Source organism: Actinomadura sp. KC216 (genome assembly GCF_004348535.1).
Classification (GTDB): Bacteria; Actinomycetota; Actinomycetes; order Streptosporangiales; family Streptosporangiaceae; genus Spirillospora.
Map to the genome: position 1 here is coordinate 1 of NZ_SMJX01000124.1, position 22,295 is coordinate 22,295.

Annotated in this window: 19 protein-coding genes; 13 read left to right on the plus strand and 6 right to left on the minus strand. The window is 72.0% G+C overall.

Annotated features, from left to right (window positions below; translation table 11 throughout):
* The coding region (locus E1264_RS21820; protein WP_132176386.1) for a hypothetical protein at window positions 1–359 on the minus strand (359 nt) is incomplete at its 3' end.
* Window positions 360–477: 118 nt separating this feature from the next.
* Window positions 478–1,131 (minus strand): DUF4360 domain-containing protein, encoded by a 654-nt coding sequence (locus E1264_RS21825; protein WP_165964295.1) that lies wholly within the window; start codon window positions 1,129–1,131, stop codon window positions 478–480.
* 266 nt (window positions 1,132–1,397) lie between these two features.
* On the opposite strand from E1264_RS21825, the gene E1264_RS21830 reads away from it, so the two are divergent.
* Window positions 1,398–1,931, plus strand: coding sequence for a SigE family RNA polymerase sigma factor (locus E1264_RS21830; RefSeq protein ID WP_243711082.1), 534 nt, complete (start codon window positions 1,398–1,400; stop codon window positions 1,929–1,931).
* Window positions 1,928–3,097, plus strand: a complete 1,170-nt coding sequence (locus tag E1264_RS21835; RefSeq protein ID WP_132176390.1) for a PD40 domain-containing protein — start codon at window positions 1,928–1,930, stop codon at window positions 3,095–3,097. Before E1264_RS21830 ends, E1264_RS21835 begins: the two co-directional genes overlap by 4 nt.
* A gap of 30 nt (window positions 3,098–3,127) precedes the next feature.
* Here E1264_RS21835 and E1264_RS21840 read toward each other — a convergent pair whose 3' ends face one another.
* Window positions 3,128–3,343, minus strand: a complete 216-nt coding sequence (locus E1264_RS21840; RefSeq protein WP_165964296.1) for an FAD-dependent oxidoreductase — start codon at window positions 3,341–3,343, stop codon at window positions 3,128–3,130.
* Between E1264_RS21840 and E1264_RS21845 the strand changes: the two genes are divergently transcribed.
* The 7 genes from E1264_RS21845 (at window position 3,318) to E1264_RS21875 (ending at window position 11,725) form a co-directional block, all read left to right on the plus strand.
* Window positions 3,318–3,875: a GntR family transcriptional regulator gene (locus E1264_RS21845; protein WP_132176394.1), complete on the plus strand. Its 558-nt coding sequence runs from the start codon at window positions 3,318–3,320 to the stop codon at window positions 3,873–3,875. The genes E1264_RS21840 and E1264_RS21845 overlap by 26 nt on opposite strands.
* A 123-nt stretch (window positions 3,876–3,998) precedes the next feature.
* A complete protein-coding gene (locus tag E1264_RS21850; protein ID WP_132176396.1) occupies window positions 3,999–5,057 on the plus strand; it encodes an iron ABC transporter permease in 1,059 nt (352 codons plus the stop codon).
* A 65-nt stretch (window positions 5,058–5,122) separates the two neighbouring features.
* On the plus strand, window positions 5,123–6,184 hold the full coding sequence (locus E1264_RS21855; protein ID WP_243711083.1) for an iron chelate uptake ABC transporter family permease subunit: 1,062 nt from the start codon (window positions 5,123–5,125) through the stop codon (window positions 6,182–6,184).
* Between the two features lie 24 nt (window positions 6,185–6,208).
* Window positions 6,209–7,060, plus strand: a complete 852-nt coding sequence (locus tag E1264_RS21860) for an ABC transporter ATP-binding protein (protein ID WP_243711084.1) — start codon at window positions 6,209–6,211, stop codon at window positions 7,058–7,060.
* An 87-nt stretch (window positions 7,061–7,147) separates the two neighbouring features.
* A complete protein-coding gene (locus E1264_RS21865) occupies window positions 7,148–8,206 on the plus strand; it encodes an iron-siderophore ABC transporter substrate-binding protein (RefSeq protein WP_132176402.1) in 1,059 nt (352 codons plus the stop codon).
* A complete protein-coding gene (locus tag E1264_RS21870; protein ID WP_165964297.1) occupies window positions 8,203–10,020 on the plus strand; it encodes an ABC transporter ATP-binding protein in 1,818 nt (605 codons plus the stop codon). The genes E1264_RS21865 and E1264_RS21870 overlap by 4 nt, the downstream gene beginning before the upstream one ends.
* A 4-nt stretch (window positions 10,021–10,024) precedes the next feature.
* Window positions 10,025–11,725, plus strand: coding sequence for an ABC transporter ATP-binding protein (locus tag E1264_RS21875; RefSeq protein WP_132176404.1), 1,701 nt, complete (start codon window positions 10,025–10,027; stop codon window positions 11,723–11,725).
* Window positions 11,726–11,742: 17 nt separating this feature from the next.
* On the opposite strand, the gene E1264_RS21880 is transcribed toward E1264_RS21875, so the two are convergent.
* From E1264_RS21880 to E1264_RS21890, 3 genes are all read right to left on the minus strand, one after another.
* Window positions 11,743–15,087, minus strand: a complete 3,345-nt coding sequence (locus E1264_RS21880) for an SbcC/MukB-like Walker B domain-containing protein (RefSeq protein WP_132176406.1) — start codon at window positions 15,085–15,087, stop codon at window positions 11,743–11,745.
* Between the two features lie 73 nt (window positions 15,088–15,160).
* Window positions 15,161–15,829 carry a DUF4194 domain-containing protein gene (locus E1264_RS21885; protein WP_207936071.1) on the minus strand — a complete coding sequence of 223 codons (669 nt, stop codon included), beginning with the start codon at window positions 15,827–15,829 and terminating at the stop codon, window positions 15,161–15,163.
* Window positions 15,822–17,336, minus strand: coding sequence for a DUF3375 domain-containing protein (locus E1264_RS21890; RefSeq protein WP_132176408.1), 1,515 nt, complete (start codon window positions 17,334–17,336; stop codon window positions 15,822–15,824). Before E1264_RS21890 ends, E1264_RS21885 begins: the two co-directional genes overlap by 8 nt.
* Window positions 17,337–17,448: 112 nt before the next feature.
* Here E1264_RS21890 and E1264_RS21895 point away from each other — a divergent pair, with 112 nt between their 5' ends.
* The 4 genes from E1264_RS21895 (at window position 17,449) to E1264_RS21910 (ending at window position 21,992) form a co-directional block, all read left to right on the plus strand.
* Entirely contained in the window at window positions 17,449–17,868 is a 420-nt protein-coding gene (locus E1264_RS21895; protein ID WP_132176410.1) for a hypothetical protein, read from the plus strand.
* Window positions 17,869–18,125: 257 nt separating this feature from the next.
* Complete coding sequence (locus tag E1264_RS21900; RefSeq protein WP_132176412.1) at window positions 18,126–19,658, plus strand: Re/Si-specific NAD(P)(+) transhydrogenase subunit alpha; 1,533 nt, start codon at window positions 18,126–18,128, stop codon at window positions 19,656–19,658.
* A gap of 3 nt (window positions 19,659–19,661) precedes the next feature.
* Complete coding sequence (gene pntB / locus E1264_RS21905; RefSeq protein WP_132176414.1) at window positions 19,662–21,128, plus strand: Re/Si-specific NAD(P)(+) transhydrogenase subunit beta; 1,467 nt, start codon at window positions 19,662–19,664, stop codon at window positions 21,126–21,128.
* Window positions 21,129–21,260: 132 nt separating this feature from the next.
* Window positions 21,261–21,992: a DUF4386 domain-containing protein gene (locus E1264_RS21910; protein ID WP_207936072.1), complete on the plus strand. Its 732-nt coding sequence runs from the start codon at window positions 21,261–21,263 to the stop codon at window positions 21,990–21,992.
* Window positions 21,993–22,295: the final 303 nt, after the last annotated feature.

Genomic DNA, 22,295 nt, shown 5'->3' on the forward strand with positions numbered 1-22,295 from the left:
ACGATGAAGCAGCCCTGGAGCAGCGCGACCGGCACGATATAGCCCGCAGCGTGCAGCACCACCACGAAGTAGGCGACCGGATCGTCGTTCCACCGGCCGTACGCGACGGCACCGGCGGTGGACACCAGGTAGACGACCAGTGATCCGCCGACCGCGAGCACCCACCGTCCGACCAGCCGCTCTCCCGACCGGACCAGCCCGAGCCCCGCCTCGAAAGCCACCAGCGCCGAGATCGCCAGAAGCACGACGAACACCGGGGCACTCGCGCCATAACGGAATCCGGAGACCCACGCGGCCAGCACCACACCGGCGGCGCCCACGACGATCCCACCCACCGCCACCCGGGCCCACCGGCTCATGACCTGATGATGGCAGCGCCACCATTCCCCGGGAATAGGTGCCAGCACCGACTCCCGCCGGTGCTCGCGGACGGGGGCAGCGAGCCGGATATGCCGTCCGAGTCACTCGCCGGCGCGACTAGGGGCAGCTCTTCCAGGTGAGGTGGTAGGTCGTCCAGACGCCTTCGCCGACGGCGTCCATCGCGATGTAGCTGGTCTTCGACGGATCCGACGTGCCCTTGTCGACTCGCAGCTCGGTGATGAGGACGGTGTTCCGATCCTCACCGCACGGCCTGAAGACGAGCTGGTCGGCCGGCAGCCGGTGGGTGAACCTCCAGATGTCGTCGTAGGCACCGTTCAGGTTGTGCGTGACCGCTCCATCCCAAGGCTGACCTTGGATGTAGTGGCCGACTTTCACGGTGGCGCTCGCGCCGCTCTCCAGGTGGGCGAAACCCTGATGGTCCGACGACGAGACGGCGTAGGTGACATCCTGCGGGAAGTTCACCTGCACGGCGACCTGGCATTGCTTGCGAGAGTCGATCGGTCTCGACGAACCGCCCGCCTGGGCCAGATATTCGCTGTAGACGACCCTGAACGACTCCTTTTCCGGCCACGCGTCCGCCCAGACGGTGTGGACCGGGCACCCCGAACCATTGACGCTCACGACCTTGACGCTGAACTCCACTGGGCCGCGGACGGTCCGCGGCCCGGCGGCGGCGGTCGGCGTGCCCGAGGCCGCGGTAGCGGCCAGCACCGCGGTGGCCACAACGGAAACGGCATTTCTTTTACGCATGCGCTTCCTCATCACTTGAAATGGGACGCCCTAGGCGGCGACCAATGATCTGGAGCCAGGAAACGCACGAAGGTTAACTTTCGAGCCTTTCAGCGTCAATGGCCGTTATTCAACTTCGCCATTCAGATTGAATTGACGAGCAAGGTACGCGGGGGCCGCCTGTGGAGGTGTGAGACGTCGCAGGCGAGGGGTCTCAGGCGGCAGGACGTCCCAGAAAAATCGGCGGACGGGTGCAACCGGGGCCGGGCGTGGCGGGTGTCATAGATGTGGAGACAGAGGAAGCGGTCGCCGAAGGGGCCGGGGCCGAGGGCGACCCGGCGGCCCCGCTCATCGCGCTGTTCGCAGACCATCACGTGGCCCTGGTCCGGATGGCCCTGCTCATCGTCGGCGACCGGCCGACGGCGGAGGACGTCGTGCAGGAGGTGTTCATCGCCATGCACGGCCGGCTGGAGCGCCTCCACGACCACGACCGGATGCTGCCCTACGCCCGCAAGGCGGTGATCAACAGGTGCCGCACCGCCTTACGCCGCCGCAAGCTGGCGGAGCGCCTGCACCGCCACTACGAGCCGCCCGTCTGGTCCGCCGAGTCGGCCGTGCTGCTGGACGAGGAGCACCGGCAGGTGCTGCACGCCCTGCGGGCCCTGCCGGACCGGCAGCGGGAGGTCCTGGTCCTGCGGTTCTATCTCGGCCTTGACCACGCCCAGATCGCCGAGGTCACCGGGATCTCCCGCGGCACCGTGAAGTCGACATCGTCGCGGGCGCTGGCGGCGCTCGCCCGGAAGCTGGGGGAGGAACAGTGACGAGGATCGAGGATCGGCTCGGCCGGGCGCTCGACGCCGCCGCCGCGACGGTGCGGCCCGAGGACCTCGCGCCGCTGACGGTGCCCGGCCCGCGGCCGTCCCGGCCGTCCCGGCCGTCCCGCCGCTGGGCGCCGGTCGCCGCGGTGCTCATGGTCGTCGCCGTCGTGGCCGGCTCCGTGGTGCTGGCCGGGCGCGGCGAAGAGCGGGACACGCGCCCCGTGTCGGCCGCCACCCGCTACCTGCTGGCGCTGCCGCCCTACGAAGGCCCGGGCGTCGACGATCCGGCCCGGATCCTCGATCTGTACTCCGGCCGCGAGGTCCACCGGGTGCCCGCTCCACGCGGTGGGGGCAGGTGGTCCGCGGCGGCGGGCACCGCCGGCAACCGCACGTTCTACCTGCTGGGCACGCCCAAGGACGGGGAGAACGGTCCCGATCGCCTGTACCGGCTGCGCATCGACGACCGCGGCCGCCCCGCCCAGCTCACCCCCCTGCCCGGCGGCGAACTGCCGGGCAGGTCCAACGGAAGGCTGGTGGCCTCCGCCGACGGCGGCACGCTGGCGTTCACGTCCGACGCCGGCGACGGACCAGATCGTCCCCGCACCCGCGTCCATCTGCTGAAGGTGGGCACCGGGCAGCGCACGTCGTGGGAGTCGGCCGGCGTCGCCGAGTACCTGTCCCTGAGCGCCGACGGCCGCCGGCTCGCCTTCGCCTGGTTCCAGTCGCTCCGGGGCGACGGCATCCGGGTGCTGGACACCGTCCGGCCGGGCGGGGACGTCCTCGCCCGCAGCCAGCGCGTCGCGATCATCCCCGGCCCGCTGGACGAGGTGACCAGCCTGTGGACGGCGCCGAGCGGGCGCCGCCTCCTCGTGGTCTCAGCGGAGGCCACCCGCACCAGGCTCGTGGAGGTCTCCCCCACCACCGGCAAGGTCACCGCCACGGTGCTGCAACGTACCCCGTCCCCTTCGGCTGGCGATCCCGTTCCCGGCGGCCCGGGCCCCGCGACGGGCCCGGACGAGCCCGCCTTCAGTGTGCTGTGCCGTTCCGGCGACTCGCGGCACCTGCTGCTCGGCGGCGGGACCGCCAGGCAATGGCTCGATCTCCGCAACGGCCACACCACCGTCCTTCGCCACCCCGGTGACCTCTTCCATGGAGAAGTCGCATGCTGACCGCTTCGGAGGGCGCGCCGCGGTCCCGAATCAGATCATCTTTTCCGGCATCATGACGTCGTCGGCGAAGCGGGAGAGGCGGAAGGCTTCGATCGGGCGGTCGGTCCGTCCCTTCAGGGCGAGGTCGGCCGTGATCCTGCCGATCACCGGGCCGATCGTGAGGCCGTGGCCGCTCAGGCCCGTGACGAGGACGAGGCCCTGCGGGCCCGCGGAGCCGTCGATGATCGGCAGCCCGTCGGGGGACATGTCGATCATCCCGGCCCAGTACCGGCGGATGGACGCGCTGGAGCAGCTCGGCGCGGTCGAGATGTTCCCCAACCACCAGACCCGGGTGAGCGGCCTGAACCCGCTGGACGTCCGCCTCGTCTACCCGCCGCTGGCGGCGCTGATCCAGCTCGCCGCGCGGACCGTCGCGCCGTCGGTCACCGACGAGCACATCGCGGCGATGACCGAGTTCAACGAGCGGATGCTGGAGGCGTCCGAGGCGGGGGACGACGCGGGCGCCCGCACGGCCGACGAACGCTTCCACGCCGTCCTGGTCGAGGCGACCGAGAACCCCTACCTCACCACCGTCCTCGACACCCTGCGCATCCACCTGCGCCGTCTCGGAGCCCTGTACTTCCGCGACGTGCCGCCGGGGCGCCGCTCCCACGACGAGCATCTGGCGATCATCGAGGCGCTGACCCGGCGCGACCCCGAGGGCACCGACGAGGCCATCAAGGCCCACCACGACCGGGCCGTCGCCGAACTCATCGCCCACGCCGAACGCTCCCGCTGATCCCGGCCGCGAGTTCCGATTCGCGGGGGGGGAACGTAGCGGTTCCGGGGGATGAGGTTAGGCTGCCCTTATTTGCCGCCGTTTCGGAGGAAATGTGGTGCAGGCCGGACTCGGCGGACGTGGATGAGCACGGTGATCGCGGAGCGGCGGCCCGTGCCCCGGGTCGCGGCGGTCCGCCGGCGGCGGGTCGTGGGGCTCTGCCTGCTCGTGGCCGTGCTGCTGGTGGCGGCGGCGCTGTCGATGGCCGTCGGGGCGCGGGCGCTGAGCCCCCGCGAGGTCTGGCACGGGCTGTTCGCGGCACCGGACGCCGACCGGCGGCTCACCGAGATCAGGCTCATCGTGCAGACCGTCCGGGCGCCCCGGACGGTCCTCGCGATCGTCGCGGGCGCCGCCCTGGGGATCGGCGGGGCGCTGATCCAGGGGTGCACGCGCAACCCGATCGCCGACACGGGGTTGCTCGGGGTGAACGCCGGTGCCTCGTTCGCCGTGGTGTCGGTGGTCTCCCTGTTCGGGCTCGCGAACCCGTTCCAGTACGTCTGGTTCGCCTTCCTCGGGGCGGCGGTCGCCGGAGTCGTCGTGTTCGGGCTGGCGAGCATCGGGCGCGGCGCCGGGAACCCGCTGACACTCGCGCTGGCCGGGCAGGGGGTCGCGGTGTTCCTGGCGGCGATGACCACGGCGGTCGCGCTGTCGGACAAGGCGTCGCTGAACGCGCTGCGGTTCTGGAACGCGGGCTCGGTGGCCGGGGTGAAGTTCGATGTCATCTGGCCGGTGTCGGCCTTCATCGCGGCGGGGCTGGTCCTGACGGTGATCATGCTGCCCGCCATCAACCTGCTCAACCTGGGCGACGACGTCGCGCGCGGGCTCGGGGTGAACATCGCGCTGACCCGGACGGCCGGCATCGCCGCCATCACCCTGCTGGCGGGCACGGCGACGGCGGCGTGCGGCCCGATCGCGTTCCTCGGCCTGATGGTGGCCCATGTCGCCCGGTATCTGACCGGGCCGGACTACCGGTGGCTCGTCCCGTATGCGGGGCTGCTCGGGGCGGCCGTCCTGCTGGTGTGCGACATCGTCGGGCGCGTCGTCGTCCGGCCGGGCGAGCTGGACGCGGGCATCGTCGTCGCCCTCCTCGGCGCCCCGTTCTTCGCGGCCCTGGTCTGGCGCGGAAAGCTCAAGACCGCATGAATGGACCGTCCTCCAGCCCCCACCCACCGCCATTCAACGGACGAGCTCCGCTCGACGGCACGGATGTGAAGCGGCCTGTTACGCCGGGCGTACGGCTCGGCGGCGTTTCGTTCGTCTGGCGGCCCTGGCCCGTCCTCGTCACGGTGGTGCTGGCGGCGGCGGCGTTCCTGGTGTTCTGCCTGTCCATCGGCGTCGGCGACTTCCCCATCGGGCTGCCCCGCGTGATCGCCACCATCCTCGGCCGCGGCGAGCGCGTCGACGAGTTCGTGATCATGGACCTGCGGATGCCGCGCGCCCTCGCCGGGCTCGTCGTGGGGGTCGCGCTCGGGGTGTCGGGGGCGATCACGCAGTCGATCGCGCGCAACCCGCTGGCGAGCCCGGACGTTCTGGGGATCACCGGCGGCGCCAGCGCGGTCGCGGTGTTCCTGGTGACGGTGTCGGGCGGGGTGTCCGCGGCGGTCGCCGGGGCGGTGGGGCTGTCGGCGGCGGCGCTCGCGGGCGGGCTCGGCACCGGCCTGCTCGTGTACTTCCTCGCGTGGCGGCGCGGGATCGACGGCTTCCGGCTCATCCTCATCGGCATCTCGGTGAGCGCGCTGATGCAGGCGATCACGGCCTGGCTGCTGGTCACCGCCGACATCAGGGACGTGGCCCGCGCCCAGGCATGGCTGATCGGCTCGCTCGACGGGCGGTCGTGGGACGACATCCGGGTGGCGCTCTGGTGCACGGCCGTCCTGCTGGCCGCCGTCGCGGCCGCCGCGTTCCAGTTCAGGCCGCTGCACTTCGGCGACGACGTCGCGGCGGGGCTGGGCGTGCGGTACTCGGCGGTGCGGGCGGTCATGCTGCTGTGCGCGGTGCTGCTGGCCGGTGTGGCGGTGAGCGCGGCGGGCCCGGTCCCGTTCGTCGCGCTGGTCGCGCCGCAGGTGGCGATGCGGCTGGCGCGCTGCCCGACGCCGCCGCTGGTGGCGTCCGGCCTGGTGGGCGCGCTGCTGCTGATCGGCTCGGACCTGGTGGCGCGCACCGCGCTGCACGTCACGCTGCCGGTCGGCGTGGTCACCGCCGCGATCGGCGGGCCCTTCCTCGTCTACCTGCTGGTGCGGGCGAACCTGCGCCAGGCGACGCGGGGGTAGGCGATGGCGAGCAAAGGAGATCCTGTGACCGCTGGAACGCAGGTCGAGGCGCCGCTGGCGGCGCGGGACGTCACGGTCGGATACGGCGGCCGGACGGTGATCGACGGCCTCGACGTGGCGATCCCGCCCGGGGTCATCACGACGATCATCGGCCCGAACGGCTGCGGGAAGACGACCCTGCTGCGGACGCTGTCGCGGCTGCTCAGGCCGTCGAAGGGCGCGGTCGTCCTGGACGGCGAGGACATCGCCAAACTCAAGACCAGGAACGTCGCGAAGAAGCTCGGCCTGCTGCCGCAGGCGCCGGTCGCGCCGGAGGGCCTGACGGTCGCCGAGCTCGTCGCGCGGGGCCGCCATCCGCACCAGAGCTGGCTGCGGCAGTGGTCGTCGGACGACGCCGCCGTCGTGGAGCGCGCGCTCGCCATGACCGGGGTGTCCGACCTGGCCGACCGTCCGGTGGACTCGCTGTCCGGCGGGCAGCGCCAGCGCGTCTGGATCTCGATGACCCTCGCGCAGGGCACCGACCTCCTGCTGCTGGACGAGCCCACCACCTACCTGGACCTGGCGCACGCGATCGACGTCCTCGACCTGGTGGACGACCTGCACGAGTCGGGACGCACCGTCGTCATGGTCCTGCACGACCTCAACCTGGCGACGCGCTACAGCGACAACCTCATCGTGATGCGGGCGGGGTCGATCCTGGCGCAGGGGCATCCGCGGGACGTGATCACCGCGGGGCTGCTGGACGAGGCGTTCGGGCTGCGCGCGGAGGTGATCGACGACCCGGTGGGCGACCGTCCGCTGATCGTCCCGATCGGCCGCACCCACGTCCGCCCTGGTCGGAGGCGGGACCCCGGCGAAGAGGAAGATCCTACTTAGGTTAGCCTGCCCTTATTTACGCATGTTAATGTACGTCTGCCCTGGAACGATCCAGAAGCGTCCGGCCTGAAATGCAAGGGATTTCGCATGCCCCTCCCCCGAACGACACGTCCGAGATCCCGGCGGCGGCTGGCCGTGCTCCTGTCGGCCGTGACCCTCGGCACCGCGCTCCTCGCGGGCTGCGGCTCCGACTCCTCCGACGACCCGGGCGGCGGCGCGCAGGCCGCGGCGGGCGGCGCCTTCCCGGTCACCGTGGAGCACGCGTTCGGATCCACGAAGATCACCGAGGCGCCGAAGCGGGTCGTCTCCGTCGGCTACACCGACGACCAGGCCATCCTGGCGCTCGGCACGAAGCCCGTCGGCATGGTCGACCAGTACCCGAACCCGCCGGGCACGACCCCCGACATCAACACCCAGTGGCCCTGGGTGAAGGCCAAGTGGGGCGACACCAGGCCCGAGGTCGTCATGAACAACGGCGACAGCGGCCCGAACTTCGAGAAGATCGCCGCGCTGCGGCCCGACCTGATCATCGCGGTCTACTCCGAGATCGACCAGGCCGCCTACGACAAGCTCTCCAAGATCGCGCCGACGGTGGGCCGGACGAAGGCGGAGAAGGAGCCGTTCAGCGCGCCGTGGCAGGACAACGCGGTGCACATCGCCAAGGCGCTCGGCAAGGAGGCCGAGGGCACGAAGATGGTGCAGGACATCCAGGCCAAGCTCGACGCCGCCCGCAAGGCGCACCCGGAGTTCGCGGGCCAGACCGCCGTCGCGCTGTCCTGGTACAAGGACTCGGTCGCGCCGTTCACCACGACCGACGTGCGCGGGCGGATGCTCTCGGGCATCGGCTTCAAGGGCGCCACCGAGATCGACAAGATCGCGGGCGGCAAGTTCTTCACGGTGCTGTCCCCGGAGCGCATGGACCTCATCGACGTCGACCGCATCTTCGTCATCAACGACAAGGCCGACCAGGAGGCGCTGAAGAAGTTCGAGCTGTTCGCCAACCTCTCGGCGGTCAAGGGCGGGAAGGTGTCGTACCTGCTCGACAGCGAGGGCCCGGCGATCGGCGCGGCGATGTCCCAGGGCACGCTGCTGTCGCTGCCCTACGCGATCGACGAGCTGGTCAAGGCGGCAGCCGGCCAGGGGTGAGCACCAGCGACACGCGCGCCGCACCGGCGGCGGGGAAGACGGCGGCCCCGCAGGCGGCGACCCTGCGCACGGCGACCGGACGCGAGGCGGCCCGATGGGTCGCCTCGCACTGCCGGGACGTGCCGTGGCTGACGTCCGCGACCGTCCTCACGACGGTGGCCGGGGCGGCGCTCCAGGTGCTGCCGGTGCTGCTGCTCGGCCGGGTCGCGGACGGAGTGATCGGGCGCGAGCCGCAGTCGATCCTGATCACGATCGGTGCGCTGATGGTGGGCGCCGCGCTGCTCGGCGCGGCCGCCAACGCCGCGTCGACGTACCTGATCGGACGGCTCGGCGCGGACCTGCTGGCACGGCTCCGGGAGGGCGCCGTCCGGGCGGTGCTGGGGATGCCGAGCGCGCGGATCGAGCAGGTCGGGCGCGGCGACGTGCTCTCCAGGGTCGGCGACGACGTGGCCGTGGTGTCCAAGGGCATCCGGACGGCGATCCCCACCGTCTTCTCGGCGGGCGTGCTGGTCGTCATCGCCACCGGCGGCATGTTCGGCCTGGACTGGCGGCTCGGCCTGGCGGGTGCGGGCGCGCTGCCCGCGTACGCGCTGGCGCTGCGCTGGTACCTGCCCCGGTCCGCCCCGCTCTACCGGCGGCAGCGGGCCGCGCAGGCCGACCGGGCGCAGGCGCTGATCAGCGGCCTGGACGGGATCGGCACCGTCCGGGCGTACCGGCTGGAGGACGCCTTCCGCGCGAAGGTCACCGCCGAGTCGTGGCGGGTGCGCGATCTCGGCATCGAGGTGTTCCGGTTCTTCGGCCGGTTCGTCGGGCGGGAGAACCGCGCGGAGTTCATCGGGCTCGTCCTGATCATCGTGGTGGGGTACGCGCTGCTGGAGGCGGGCGCCGCCAGCCTGGGCGAGGTCGCGGCGGCGCCGCTGCTGTTCCACCGGCTGTTCAACCCGCTGGGCTCGATCATGTTCACCTTCGACGAGGCGCAGAAGTCGGGCGCGAGCCTGACCCGGCTGGTCGGCGTCCTGGGAGAGGCCGCGGAGGACCGACTGGTCGGCGACCCGGCCGTCCCTCCGCCGCCCGCCGCCGCGTACCCCGTGACGGTGGAGGGGCTGACGTTCACCTACCCCGGCGGCGAAGCGCCCGTGCTCCGGGACGTCGACCTGGCGATCCCGGCCGGCGGGTCGCTCGCGCTGGTCGGGGCGACGGGCGCGGGCAAGTCGACCCTGGCCGCGCTGGTCGCGGGCATCGGGACCCCGCAGAAGGGCTCGGTCCGCATCGGCTCGACGGACCTCGCCGACCTGGACGAGGCCGCGGCGCGCACTCTGGTGAGCATCCTGACGCAGGAGACGCACGTGTTCTCCGGCCCGCTCGCCGACGACCTCCGGCTCGCCGCCCCGGACGCGACCGACGCCGAGCTAATGGACGCGCTGCGCACGGTCGGCGCGGGCGAATGGGTCGACGCGCTGCCCGACGGCCTCGCCACCAGGGTCGGCGAGGGCGGCGAGCGCCTCGACGTCACCAAGGTCGCGCAGATCGCCCTGGCCCGCCTGGTCCTGGGCCGCGCGCCGGTCGTCGTGCTGGACGAGTCCACCGCCGAGGCGGGCAGCCAGGGCGCCGCCGAACTGGAACGGGCCGTCCTCGCCGCGTGCCGGGGGCGCACCACGCTGTTCGTCGCGCACCGGCTGACCCAGGCGATGGCCGCCGACCGGATTGCCGTCCTGGACGCGGGCCGCGTGGTCGAACAGGGAACCCACGAGGATCTGGTCGCCCAGGACGGCCGATACGCGCGGCTGTGGCGAGCCTGGCGAGAAGGCAGTTAGGCCGTTGACTCCCCCCGACGAACCGCAGCCCAGCACAGGCTCCGCGATCCTCCGGACCGCGCTGCGCCGCAACCTCGGCGCCATGACCGGCGGCACCGTCCTCATGGGCCTGTACCAGGCGGGCGAGACCGCCTTCCCCATCGCGCTCGGCCTGATCGTCGAGCACACGATGCGGGACCGGAGCCTGAACGCGCTCGCCCTCTCCATCGCCGCGCTCGCCGTGATCATCACGACGGTGTCGTTCTCGTGGCAGTTCGGGATGCGCATCCTGCAGAAGGCCAACACGACCGAGGCGCACCGCTGGCGGGTGGAGGTCGCGTCCCGCGGGCTCCAGCCGGTGGCCAGGGACACCGGCCTCAAGTCCGGCGAGGTGCTGACGATCGCCACCGAGGACGCCGACCAGACCGCCGACATCATCGAGGTGGTGCCGCTGCTCATCAGCTCGCTGGTCGCGGTGCTGGTCGCGGCGGTCGCGCTGGGCATGGCGAGCGTCCGGCTCGGCCTGCTGGTGATCGCGGGCACGATCGCGATCCTGACGATCCTGAGCGTGCTGTCCCGGCGGATCGGCTCCGGCACCCGCGAGCAGCAGGCCCGGGTGGCGCGGGCGGGCGCCAAGGTCGCCGACCTGATCACCGGGCTGCGCCCGCTGCGCGGCTTCGGCGGCAACCACGCGGCGTTCGGGTCCTACCGGACGGTCAGCACCGAGGCGCGGCACCAGGCGGTGATCGTCGCGCGGGCGAACGGCGCGTACGCGGGCGCCGCGCTGGCCCTCAACGCGCTCCTCGCCACCGCCGTGACGCTCATGGCCGGACGGCTCGCCTTCCAGGGCCAGATCAGCATCGGCCAGCTCGTCATGGCCGTCGGGCTCGCGCAGTTCATCATCGAACCGCTCAAGCTGTTCTCGCAGATGCCGACGTACGTGATGATCGCGCGGGCGTCGGCGCAGCGGATGGCGCTGGTCCTCGCCGCGCCGCCGGTGACGACCCCGGGCCGCGGCCGTCCGGCGCCGGGCGGCGGCCTCGACGTCGACGGCGTCCGCTACGGGGCCCTGAACGACCTGAAGTTCACGGTGCCGTCCGGCGAGTTCGTGGCGATCACCGCCTACCAGCCGCGCGCGGCGGCCGACCTCGCGTCCGTCCTGGCGGCGACCGTCCCGCCCGACGCGTACGAGGGCGCGGTGCGGGTCGGCGGGCAGGAGATCGCCGACCTGTCGATCGAGGCGCTCCGCGAGCACATGCTGGTGAACCCGTACGACGCCGAGATCTTCGCGGGCACCCTCCGCACGAACATCGACCCGTCGGGCACCGGACGGATGATCGCCGAGGCCGTCGAGGCGTCCCTGCTGACCGACGTCGTCGCCCTGCACCGCGACGGGCTCGACCACGCCGTCCGCGACCGGGGCGCGAACCTGTCCGGCGGCCAGCGGCAGCGGCTGTCGCTGGCCCGCGCCCTCGCGGCCGACACCGACATCCTCGTCCTGCACGACCCGACGACCGCCGTCGACGCCGTCACCGAACAGCTCATCGCGCGCAACATCGCCGCGCTGCGCCGGGGCCGCACCACCATCGTGATCACCAGCAGCCCGCCATTCCTGGACGCCGCCGACCGCGTCCTCGTCCTGGACGGCGGCGCCATCACCGCCGAGGACACCCACCGCAACCTCCTCGACACCGACGAGACCTACCGCCAAGCCGTAGCCCGCTGACCCGCGCCAGGTGAAGGTCATGCGTCGGGGAGTGCCACGATGGGTTTTGCCCAGGATCGGCCCTCGGCGTTCTTGAGGATCAGGAATTCGGCGTCCACGTGGGGTTCGATCGCGCTGTGCTTGTCGTTGGGGGCGCTGATGATCAGTTGGAAGCCGAGCCCGCGCCAGGCGCCGATGGCGCGGCCGGTGAAGTGCGCGTCCGCCTTGATCAGCGCCTCGTCGAGGAAGACGGGGGCGTAGCGGGGACGTTCGGCGCCCGCGTCGCCGAGCTGGTAGCGCAGGGCGGCGCCGACGATGAACGCGACCAGCTCCTGGGACTCGCCGCCGGACTTCTCCCCGATGTGGTCATAGATCGCGACATGCTCGCCGTTGAGATCGCATTTCTCCGCGCTGATCCGGACGTGGTTGCGCACGTCGATCAGGTCGGCGAAATCGGGCGCGGTGCGGCGGATGCGGTCGATCACCTTGGCCATGCGGTGGTAGGCGCGTTCCCGGTCGGCGTCCGTGGCCGCCTTGTCGATGACGGCGCGCACGTCGCGCAGTTCCTTGCGGAACCGTGCGCGCACGGCGGAGTGGCTTTCCTGCGGGTCGATGCGCAGCCGGTGGTCCTCGTCGGCGAACGGCAGTTCGGCGAGGATCCGGTTGACCGGGTCGATCCGGTCGCGGATCTCCCGGACGGCCGCGGCGAGCTCGCTGTCCAGGCTGGTCAGGTCGTTGCCGGAGAGTTTGAGCAGGCTGTCGCGCCACTCGGTCTCGAGCTCGTGCAGGCCGCTGGACTCCAGGTCGGTGAGCAGGCGGTCGAAGTCGCGGTAGGACGCGTCCGGGTCGGTGCCGAGGTTCGGGTTCGGCCAGCGTTCGACGAACGTCGAGAACGTGTCGTGCAGCGCCTTGCGCGACCGGCCGATCGCCTCCTCCGCCGACGCGCGGTCGGCGCGCATCCGCTCGACGCCGCGCCGGTGAGCGGCGTCGAAGTCCGCCAGCGCGGTCGCGGGGTCGGTGCCGTCCGGGGCGCCGTCGAACAGCCGCGTGAGGTACTCCCGGTGCTCCTCGCTCACCTCGGTGCCGGTCGCCGCGGCGGTGTCGAGCGCCCGCTGGGCGGCGTCGACCTCGTCGACGATCGATTCCCAGGACATGTTGAGCCGCTCCACCTCCTGCTTCTGCCCGCCGACGCGCTCGGTGAGGGTGGTGACCTCCCTCTTGAGGGCGTCCGCCTCCTGCTGCAGCCGGTCGATCTCCGGGTTGCCCTCGCGGACCTCGTCGATGACCTGCTGCCAGCGGTCCCGTTCGGCGGTGACCGACGCGACGTCCACCTGCTCCCAGGACAGTTCGGTGACGGCCTGGTAGGCGGCACGCCTTTCCTCGAAGGAGTTGAGGGTCCGCTCCGCTTTCGTCGCCCGGTCGGCGGCGTCGTCGCGGCGTTCGCGGGCGTGGCCGATCCGGGTGTCGAGGTCGGCGAGCAGGCGGCTGTTGGTGAAGCCCAGCAGGTTGGCCCGGCCGTGGCCGCCGTGCGCGCCCCGTCCGCCCTGCGAGGTCTGGCCGGTGATCGTGAGCGCCTTCGCGTGCTGCATCAGCAGCTTGGGCGATTCGACGCAGACGAAGTCGAAGCCGCGGACGAGTTCGCTCTTGAGCCAGGCGGTGAACGGCGACGGCCGGTAGTCGAGCCTGCCGGGGAGCGTCCTGTCGTTCAGGCCGATCTCGTCGCGCATGCCGGTGCGGACGCCCTCGAAGTGGATGCGCCGGGGCAGCCGCACCGTGTTGATCGCCTCGCGGAACGTGTTCAGCCGGCCGATGTCGATCAGCATCCGGGTGGCGAACCCGCCGAGCGCCAGGTTGAACGCCTCCCGCCACGGCTCGTACTCCGTGCGCACCTCGATCAGCTCCCCGACGAACGGCAGGTCGTCGGGGGTGAGCCCGGCGGCCTCGGCGAGCCGGTCGCGGGCGGTGTGCAGGTCGGTGGGGATGTTGCCGCGGCGGGCCTTGACCGCCTTGTACTCGGCCTGCAGATCGGCCAGCTCGCGTTCGGCGGCCTTGCGTTCCGCGGTCGCCTCGGCGAACTCGTTCTGGGCGGTCTTTCTGGCCTGGGAGTCGGCCAGGGCCCGGTGCGCCGTGTCGAGCAGCGCGGCGAACTCCTCACGGGTGGACGCGGCGGTGCCGATGGTGGCGAGGGCCCGGTCCAGCCGCTCCCGGACGTGTTCGACGTCGGCCAGCCGCCGCTCCACGTTGCGGATCTCCCGGAGCGCGGTGTCCAGCCGGTCGCCGCCGGACGCGCGGAGGGTGTCGAGCAGCGCCTCCCGCCGGGCCTCCGTGGCGCCGATCAGCGCGGCCGTCTCGCGCACCGCCTCCTCCGCCCGGCGGCGCCGTCCGGTGAGGTCCTGCTCGGCCGCGCGCAGCAGGTCGAGCCGGCGTTCGTGCCGCCACAGCGCCGCGGGGGACGACGGGTCGGTGAACGATCCGATGTCCTCGATCACCCGCAACCGTGTCACCGCGCCGTCGATGGTCGTGCGGTGCTCGCGGATCGGGGTCAGCGCCCGCACCTGCCGGCGGGCGGTGATCATCCGTTCCCGGGTGCCGGACAGCTCGTCGAACTGCTGCACCACCTCGTCCGCCGTGGCCAGGGTGGACGGCTCCTCCAGGACCATCGTCTTGTACAGCGCGTCGACGGTGGTTATCTGCTGGCCCGCCTGGATCCGGCCGAGCAGCCCGACCGCCTTGTGCCCGTCCCCTGCGGCGCCGATGCCGAGCGAGGTGTGCAGGCGGGCGGTGAAGTCCCGGTCGGTGCCGAAGCAGGTCAGGCCCGTCGCGGTGACGGCGTCGCGGGCGAACCTGCTGCCCGCCGGGCCGTCCAGCTCGCGCAGGTCGTAGTCGTCGTCGCGGACGGCGCGGACCACGACGACGTCGTCGAGGGCGCGCGCGGACGCCGGCACGTACCAGGCGCGGAGCGCGGTGAACACCGCGCCGCTCCGGTCCGCCCAGGTCATCGCGATCGCCGACCAGGTGTCGCGGCCGTCCCCGCGCAGCACCCGCACCCTCGTCTCGCCGCCGGTCCGCGACTCGTCGAGCTTGCCGCGCGCGTAGGACAGGATGTTGCGCTGGTCCTTGCCGCGCGGCCGGCCGACCACCCCGCCGTTGGACGCCCCGTTGAACGGCGTGGTGTGCGGCATCAGCAGCGCGATGTAGGAGTCCATCAGCGTCGACTTGCCCGACCCCGAACCGCCGCTGAACAGGGTCGCGCCCGGGGCGAACCGGATGCGGTGGTACCCGTCGTAGCCGCCCCAGTTGACCAGCTGCAGGTCCCTCGCCACCCACTGCTGCCCGCGCGACGCGGCCGGGATCAGCCCGAACAGCGTGTCGATCATGCTCATGGCGCCCTGCCTTCCTGGGGGGCGCCCCCCAGGCCCCCGGAGGGGAGGGGCCCTGATCCTCGCTTCGCTGCGGTCATGGCCCCTCGTTCCGCTCCCGTAGCCACCAGCTCAGTTCGGCGATCTTCTCCGTGCTCAGCACGACCTCGACCAGCGGCGTGATGAGGTACCGGCCCGCGGACTCCTCCGCGAGGAGGCCCTCGGTGGCGAGCCGCTGCACCGCGTTGCGGATCTCGCGCTGGCCGCGGGCGAGGTTGTGGTCGTCCGGGTCGAAGTAGGTCAGGACGGTCTGTTCCAGCTCTTCGATGTCGACCCGCGCCGACGTCTCGCCGGTGCCGCGTTCCCGCTGGTAGACGGTCCGCAGATGGACCAGGACCAGGGTCTCGGCGCGGCTGTAGGGGTCGTCCTTCAGCAGGATCGGGACGTCGAGCTCCGCCGAGCGCACCTGCTGCTTGTAGGCGATGCCCCGGTCGTGGTCGACGACGAGCCGGACGAACAGGTCGTGCAACCGCGACTCGATGAGCTGCTGGTTCTCCAGCAGCGTGCGCCACTGCGCCGGGTTCTTGTCGGCCAGCAGGAACCTGCGTTGCAGCAGCCGTACGAGCACGCGCCGCACGTCGACGTCCAGCGTGCCGGTGTCACCGGCGAACAGTTCGGACGGGTCGTCCTCCATCGCCACCGGGCTGATGAAGCCGGCCTCCTCGCCGGCCGGCCGGTCCTCGCCCGCGGCCTCCGGTTCAGTCACCGTCGTTTCCCGCCTTCTCGTCGGCGGCGGGGGGTGTCGCCGGGCTCGCCGCCAGGACCCCGCCGAACGCGAAGCGCCGCAGGGTCCGGTCCGGCCGGACCGCGTCGACCACCGCGACCTCGGCCGTGTCGGTCATGCCGAAACCGTGCGCGATCTCCAGGAGGCCGAGCAGGTCCACCGGCCGCCGTATCCGCTCGGCCGCCGCGCGGAACGCGGCCGCGACGTCGACGCCGTCCGCGTCGCCCGCGAACGCCGCCAGGTGCTCGCGCAGTTCGGCGTACTGGGGGCCGCCCCATGCCCGGGTGTCGGCGTCCGGCATGTCCTCCACCTCGTCCCATTCCCGCAGCGGCGTCGGCGGCTCGGGCGGGCGCAGGTCGCTCACGGTCTGCCGGAGCTGCTTCACGTCGGCCACCGGCAGGCGGCGCAGCGGGTCGACGGCCGCGCCGCGGCGCGATCTCGGGACCCAGGTCTGGAACCCGGACATCACGTCGCGCAGCAGCTCGTCCACCTGGCGGTCGCGCATCGGGTCATGGTTGCGCACCTGGGTGGTGATGACGTGCGACGCCTGCCGCTGCGCGGCCAGCACCTCCTTGACGCCCTGCTCGATCCGGCGCGCGATCTCGCCGAGCTCGCGCCGCTGCGGCTCCGGCATGAGGTCGGTGAACCCGTGCCGCAGCACGGTGCGCAGCAGGTTCCACAGGTCCTCGATCTGGGCCGGGTCGCCGATCAGGCGCAGCGCCCCGGCGAACGCGCGGCCCTCCGCTGTCGTGTCCATGATCTGCCGGCCGCGCTCCAGGTACTCGCGCAGCACCTCCCCGGTCGGCCGCACGTCCTGCCGCAGGTCGGCGACGACGTCCCGCTGCATGGCCTTGATCGACTCGGCGACGCGGGCGAAGTCGGCGGGCAGCTCCCGCGCCAGGTGCAGCACGTTCTCGGCCGCTTCGAGCAGCTGGTCGTCGGCGACGGTCTCGACGGCGCCGCCCCGTTCGAGACGGTCGAGTTCCCTGCGCCGCTGATCGATCTCCGTCTGGAGCCGCGCCATCCGGGCCATGACGTCCGGGTCGGCGTCCTGCGCGAGCCGCTCGACCGCCTCCAGCAGCGTCCGGACCCGGGACTCCGACACCCTGGTCCGCGCTCCGCCGACCCGTCCCGCCACCTCCAGCGCGCCGACGCCGTGCGCGGACAGCCGGTACACCTCGACGTCGTCGGAGACCTGCCGCACCAGCCAGCCCGCGTGCACCCACTGCCTGCACAGGTCACGGGCGTTCCCGGCGGGCAGGGGCTGGTCGCCCTCGTCGCCGTGGCCCGCCGCCCGCAGCCGGTCGAGGGCGTCGGCGATCTCCGCGTGGGCGTCCGCCACCGCGACGGTCGGCCGCTCCGGCGTGAACATCATCGCCAGCACCGTCACCACGAACGGCGCGTAGGTCCGGTGGAGCAGGTCGAGCATCGGGTTCTGGAACGCCCGGAGGGCACCCTGATACGCGCCCTCCACACCTCGTGTTCCCATCGCCGACAAGAGTACGACCTGCGGCTCGACGGTCGGGTCTTCACCTGGCTGAACGGTGGATTCGCAAAGGGACGGGGTCGGTTCTCTGACCGGAATCGGGTACGGGCATCTGGTGTCCACCACTCCCGGCGCCTTCGTTACCCGGCGCGAATGGCTCGTTCTTCCCGTCGAGGGGGAGCGGCCGGAGCGCGGGTGGGAGGACAGGCGGGTGGAGTGTCCCGCCTGCGGCAGGGCGCTGACCCTGCGGGTGTCGTCGTTGGCGAGGGCCAGGCGGCGGCAGAAGGTGTTGCGGTGGGCGTCGGTGGCGTGGTTGGCGGTCGCGGTGCTCTGCGGGTTGTCGATGGCCTTCGCCGGGGGTGGGCTGCTGCTTCTCGTGCAGTTCGGCCTGGTGCTCGGGCTCACCCTGGCGTTCACCCTCTACATGCGCTTGGGCGTCGAGGACGGGGTGTCCGTGCGCTGGCCGACGCTGACGCGCATGCGCGGTCACATGCTCCGCTGGCCTCCCGGGACGCCCCGCCGGTGGCAGCCCTGACCGTCGGCAGGCCGGGGGTCAGAGCGCGTCCTTGTGATCACTGTGCGTGGCGCGTTGTTCCAAGTTCCCAAGCATTCGCGGCGAAGACTGGCACACAGCGCAAAGCCGAAGCGGCTCCGCGCGTGGCAGAATTAACTTGATGTCGAGATATCCGACGCCGTCCGACCGCCCGCGCCCGCGCCGGCGGACAGGCACCCGCGGCCCCATGGCGCGCTGTCCCGCGCCGTGCCCGCCGCGCAACATGTGAGGTGGTTGTCATGATCGTTGGGGTTCTCAAGGAGGATCCGCCCGGGGAGCGGCGGGTGGCGGTGACACCGGACACCGTCACCCAGCTGCAGAAGCTCGGGTACGAGGTGGTCGTCGAATCCGGCGCCGGAGCCGGATCCGGTTTCCCCGACGACCGGTACGAGGCGGCCGGCGCCGCCATCGGTGACGCGGACACCGCGGACGTCGTGCTCGGCGTCAACCCGCCCTCCCCCGAGCGGCTGGACAGGCTGCGCCCGGGTGCCACGCTCATCGGCCTGCTGAGCCCGCGGCTCAGGCCGGACCTGGTGGAAGACCTCGCCGAGCGTCCCATCACGGCGCTGTCGCTGGACGCGGTGCCGCGGATCTCCCGGGCGCAGTCGTTCGACGTGCTCTCCTCGATGGCCAACATCGCCGGGTACCGGGCGGTGATCGAGGCCGCGCACGAGTTCGGGCGGTTCTTCACCGGCCAGGTGACCGCGGCGGGAAAGGTCCCGCCCGCGAAGGTGCTGGTCGCGGGGGCCGGGGTCGCCGGGCTCGCGGCGATCGGCGCGGCGGGCAGCCTGGGCGCGATCGTCCGGGCCACCGACCCGCGGCCGGAGGTCGCCGACCAGGTCCGCTCGCTCGGCGGTGACTACCTCGCCGTCGCCGAACCCGAGCACGATGATGCCCCGAACACCGGCTACGCCAAGGAGATGTCGGACGACTACAACGTCCGCGCCGCCGCGCTGTACGCCGACCAGTGCCGCGACGTCGACATCGTCATCACGACCGCGCTCATCCCCGGCAAGCCCGCGCCGAGGCTGATCACCGCCGAGATGGTGGCGACGATGCGGCCGGGCTCGGTGATCGTCGACATGGCCGCGGCGAACGGCGGCAACGTCGAGGGGACGGTCCCCGGCGAGCGGGTCGTCACCGACAACGGCGTGATCATCCTCGGCTACACCGACCTGGCCGGGCGGCTGCCCGCGCAGGCGTCCCAGCTGTACGGCACCAACCTGGTCAACCTGATGCGGCTGATGACCCCGGAGCGGGACGGCGTGCTCGTCCTGGACTTCGACGACGTCGTGCAGCGCTCGATGACCGTCGTCCGGGAGGGCGGGCTCACCTGGCCGCCGCCCCCGGTCGCTGTGTCGGCGGCACCGGCGGCCGACAAGCCGGTGCAGCAGGACGCCAAGGTGGACGAACCGGCCCGCAAGGCGAACCCACTGCTACGCCAGGTGGGCGTGGCCGTTGCGGCCGTTGGAATGTTCGGGCTGATCGCACTCTCGCCGGCCGCGCTGCAGGTGCACCTGACCGTGTTCGCGCTGGCCATCGTGATCGGCTACTACGTCATCGGGAAGGTGCACCACGCGCTGCACACCCCGCTGATGTCGGTGACCAACGCGATCTCCGGGATCATCGTGGTCGGTGCGCTGCTGCAGATCGGCACCGGGAACGCGGCGATCACCGTCCTGTCGCTCGCGGCGATCCTGCTCGCGAGCATCAACGTCTTCGGCGGGTTCGCGGTCACGCGCCGCATGCTCGCCATGTTCATCAGGAGCTAGGCCATGACGATCGCCACCGCCGCGACCGCGGCGTACATCGTCGCGGCGCTGTTCTTCATCCGCGCGCTGGCCGGGCTGTCCCGGCACGAGTCCGCCCGCCTGGGCAACACCTACGGGATGCTCGGCATGGCCGTGGCGCTCGTCGCGACCGTCGCCCTCACCATCGACGGCGACATCGGCGTCCCCGCGTTCGGGCTGCTCGTGGCCGCGATCGCGGCGGGCGCGCTGATCGGGCTGAACCGGGCCGGTGCGGTGGAGATGACCGCGATGCCCGAGCTCATCGCGCTGCTGCACAGCTTCGTCGGGCTGGCCGCCGTCCTGGTCGGCTGGAGCGGCTACCTGCACGTCGAGCACCATCCGGACGGCGCGGAGGCGGCGGCGCTCGCCCGCGACGACATGCTCGGCATCCACAGCGCCGAGGTGTTCATCGGCGTGTTCATCGGCGCCGTCACCTTCACCGGCTCGATCGTGGCGTTCGGCAAGCTGTCGGGACGGATGAAGTCCGCGCCGCTGATGCTGCCGGGCAAGAACCTGCTCAACGTCGCCGCGCTCGCCGCGTTCGCGCTGCTCACCGTCGTGTTCGTCGTCGAGCCCGGGGTGTGGCCGCTCATCGCGGTCACCGCGCTGGCGCTGCTGCTCGGCTGGCACCTGGTCGCCTCCATCGGCGGCGGCGACATGCCCGTGGTGGTCTCCATGCTGAACAGCTACTCGGGCTGGGCGGCCGCCGCGTCCGGGTTCCTGCTCGGCAACGACCTCCTGATCATCGTCGGCGCGCTGGTGGGGTCCTCGGGCGCCTACCTGTCGGCGATCATGTGCAAGGCGATGAACCGCTCGTTCCTGTCGGTCATCGCGGGCGGCTTCGGGCTCGAGGCGCCCGCCGCGTCCGGCGGCGACCAGGGACGGCACCGGGAGATCACCGCCGAGGAGTCCGCCGAGGCGCTCGCCGGGGCCTCCTCGGTGATCATCGTTCCGGGCTACGGCATGGCGGTCGCGCAGGCGCAGGCCCCGGTCGCCGCGCTGACCGCGCGGCTGCGCGACCACGGCGTCCAGGTCAGGTTCGGCATCCATCCGGTCGCCGGACGCCTGCCCGGCCACATGAACGTGCTGCTCGCCGAGGCCAAGGTCCCCTACGACCTGGTCCTGGAGATGGACGAGATCAACGACGACTTCGGCGACACCGACGTGGTCCTGGTGATCGGCGCCAACGACATCGTCAACCCCGCCGCCGAGGAGGACCCCGCGAGCCCCATCGCGGGGATGCCCGTCCTGGAGGTCTGGAACGCGCGGCAGGTCATCGTGTTCAAGCGGTCGATGGCCACCGGGTACGCGGGCGTCCAGAACCCGCTGTTCTTCCGCGACAACACCCAGATGCTCTTCGGCGACGCCAAGGAGCAGGTCGAGGAGATCCTCCAGGCGCTCAAGCACCTGACGCCCGCGGCCGGTCGCCCGAAGGCCGCTTCGCGCACCTGACCGACCGCAGCACATGTCCCCATCCGCGCGGCTTGAACCGGCCACGCGCGGATGGGGACAACGCCCATTCGACGTGGTTCCCTACCACTGGCCCGGCACTCGGGCGGGGCCGCCTCAAGGCTTGGGAGCCACGTGACCACGACCGAATCCCGGACGCCGGATATCCCGGGCGACGCCATTCAGCGGACCGCCAGAATCGCCGGTGCCTGGTTCATCCTCACCTTCGCCTTCTCGATCCCGGCGGTGTTCCTGTACGACCCGGTCCTCAATGACGCGGACTACATCCTGGGAGCGGGCGCGGACACGCGGGTGCGGCTCGGGGCCCTGCTCGAGATCCTGACCGCCGTGGCGAACATCGCCACCGCGCTCGTGCTGTTCCCCGTCCTGAAGCGGCAGAGCGAGAGCATCGCCCTCGGTTACGTCGGCCTGCGCATCGTCGAATCGACCATCATCGTGATGGGGATCGTGAGCGTGCTCGCCATCGTGGCGTTGCGGCAGGACCTGGCAGGCGAGGGCGGCGCCGACGCCGCTCTGATCGGCCGGTCGCTGGTGGCGGTGAAGGACCAGACGTTCCTGCTCGGCCCCGCCTTCTGCGCGGGCTTGGGCAATGGGCTGCTGCTCGGCTACCTGATGTACCGGTCGGGCCTGGTGCCGCGTCGCATGGCGCTCATCGGGCTCGTCGGAGGGCCCATCGCCTGCGCCACCGCGACGGCCGTCCTGTTCGGAGCCTATGAGCAGCAGTCCCCGGTGAATTTCCTGTTCACGGCGCCGGAAATCGTCTGGGAATTGTCTCTGGGAATCTGGCTCGTCACCAAGGGTTTCCGCGCCGGCGCGCTCAGTGCGGAAACCGGCGGCGCCGGGTGAGCGTCGTCGCCCAGGCCGCCATTCAGAGGTCCTGGCCGTTGCCTCCGAGGGGAGGCCGGGGAGAGGCTTTATGGATAGCGTGTCCAGCGTCTGGCCGCGATCAGGCGACCAGGTCGCCGGAACGGTTCCGGCGACCGATCACGACCATGAAGGATTTCCATGCGAAGAACCATCGACCCGAGCCCTGGCTCCGGCCTCTACATCGGCGCCGGTACGAGCTCCCCATGACCGGCAGGCTCCCGCAACGCCGTCACGGGCTCCGCACGACCGCCAGGCTCCCGCACCGTGACGCCCCCCGCACCC

What these genes read in the sequence shown, in the direction of transcription:
- E1264_RS21900 (WP_132176412.1), top strand. Translation starts at nt 18,126, where the DNA reads ATGATCGTTGGGGTTCTCAAGGAGGATCCGCCCGGGGAGCGGCGGGTG.
- E1264_RS21840 (WP_165964296.1), bottom strand. Translation starts at nt 3,343, where the DNA reads ATGTCCCCCGACGGGCTGCCGATCATCGACGGCTCCGCGGGCCCGCAG.
- E1264_RS21850 (WP_132176396.1), top strand. Translation starts at nt 3,999, where the DNA reads ATGAGCACGGTGATCGCGGAGCGGCGGCCCGTGCCCCGGGTCGCGGCG.
- E1264_RS21890 (WP_132176408.1), bottom strand. Translation starts at nt 17,336, where the DNA reads ATGGGAACACGAGGTGTGGAGGGCGCGTATCAGGGTGCCCTCCGGGCG.
- E1264_RS21880 (WP_132176406.1), bottom strand. Translation starts at nt 15,087, where the DNA reads ATGAGCATGATCGACACGCTGTTCGGGCTGATCCCGGCCGCGTCGCGC.
- E1264_RS21865 (WP_132176402.1), top strand. Translation starts at nt 7,148, where the DNA reads ATGCCCCTCCCCCGAACGACACGTCCGAGATCCCGGCGGCGGCTGGCC.
- E1264_RS21845 (WP_132176394.1), top strand. Translation starts at nt 3,318, where the DNA reads ATGATCGGCAGCCCGTCGGGGGACATGTCGATCATCCCGGCCCAGTAC.
- pntB (WP_132176414.1), top strand. Translation starts at nt 19,662, where the DNA reads ATGACGATCGCCACCGCCGCGACCGCGGCGTACATCGTCGCGGCGCTG.
- E1264_RS21825 (WP_165964295.1), bottom strand. Translation starts at nt 1,131, where the DNA reads ATGCGTAAAAGAAATGCCGTTTCCGTTGTGGCCACCGCGGTGCTGGCC.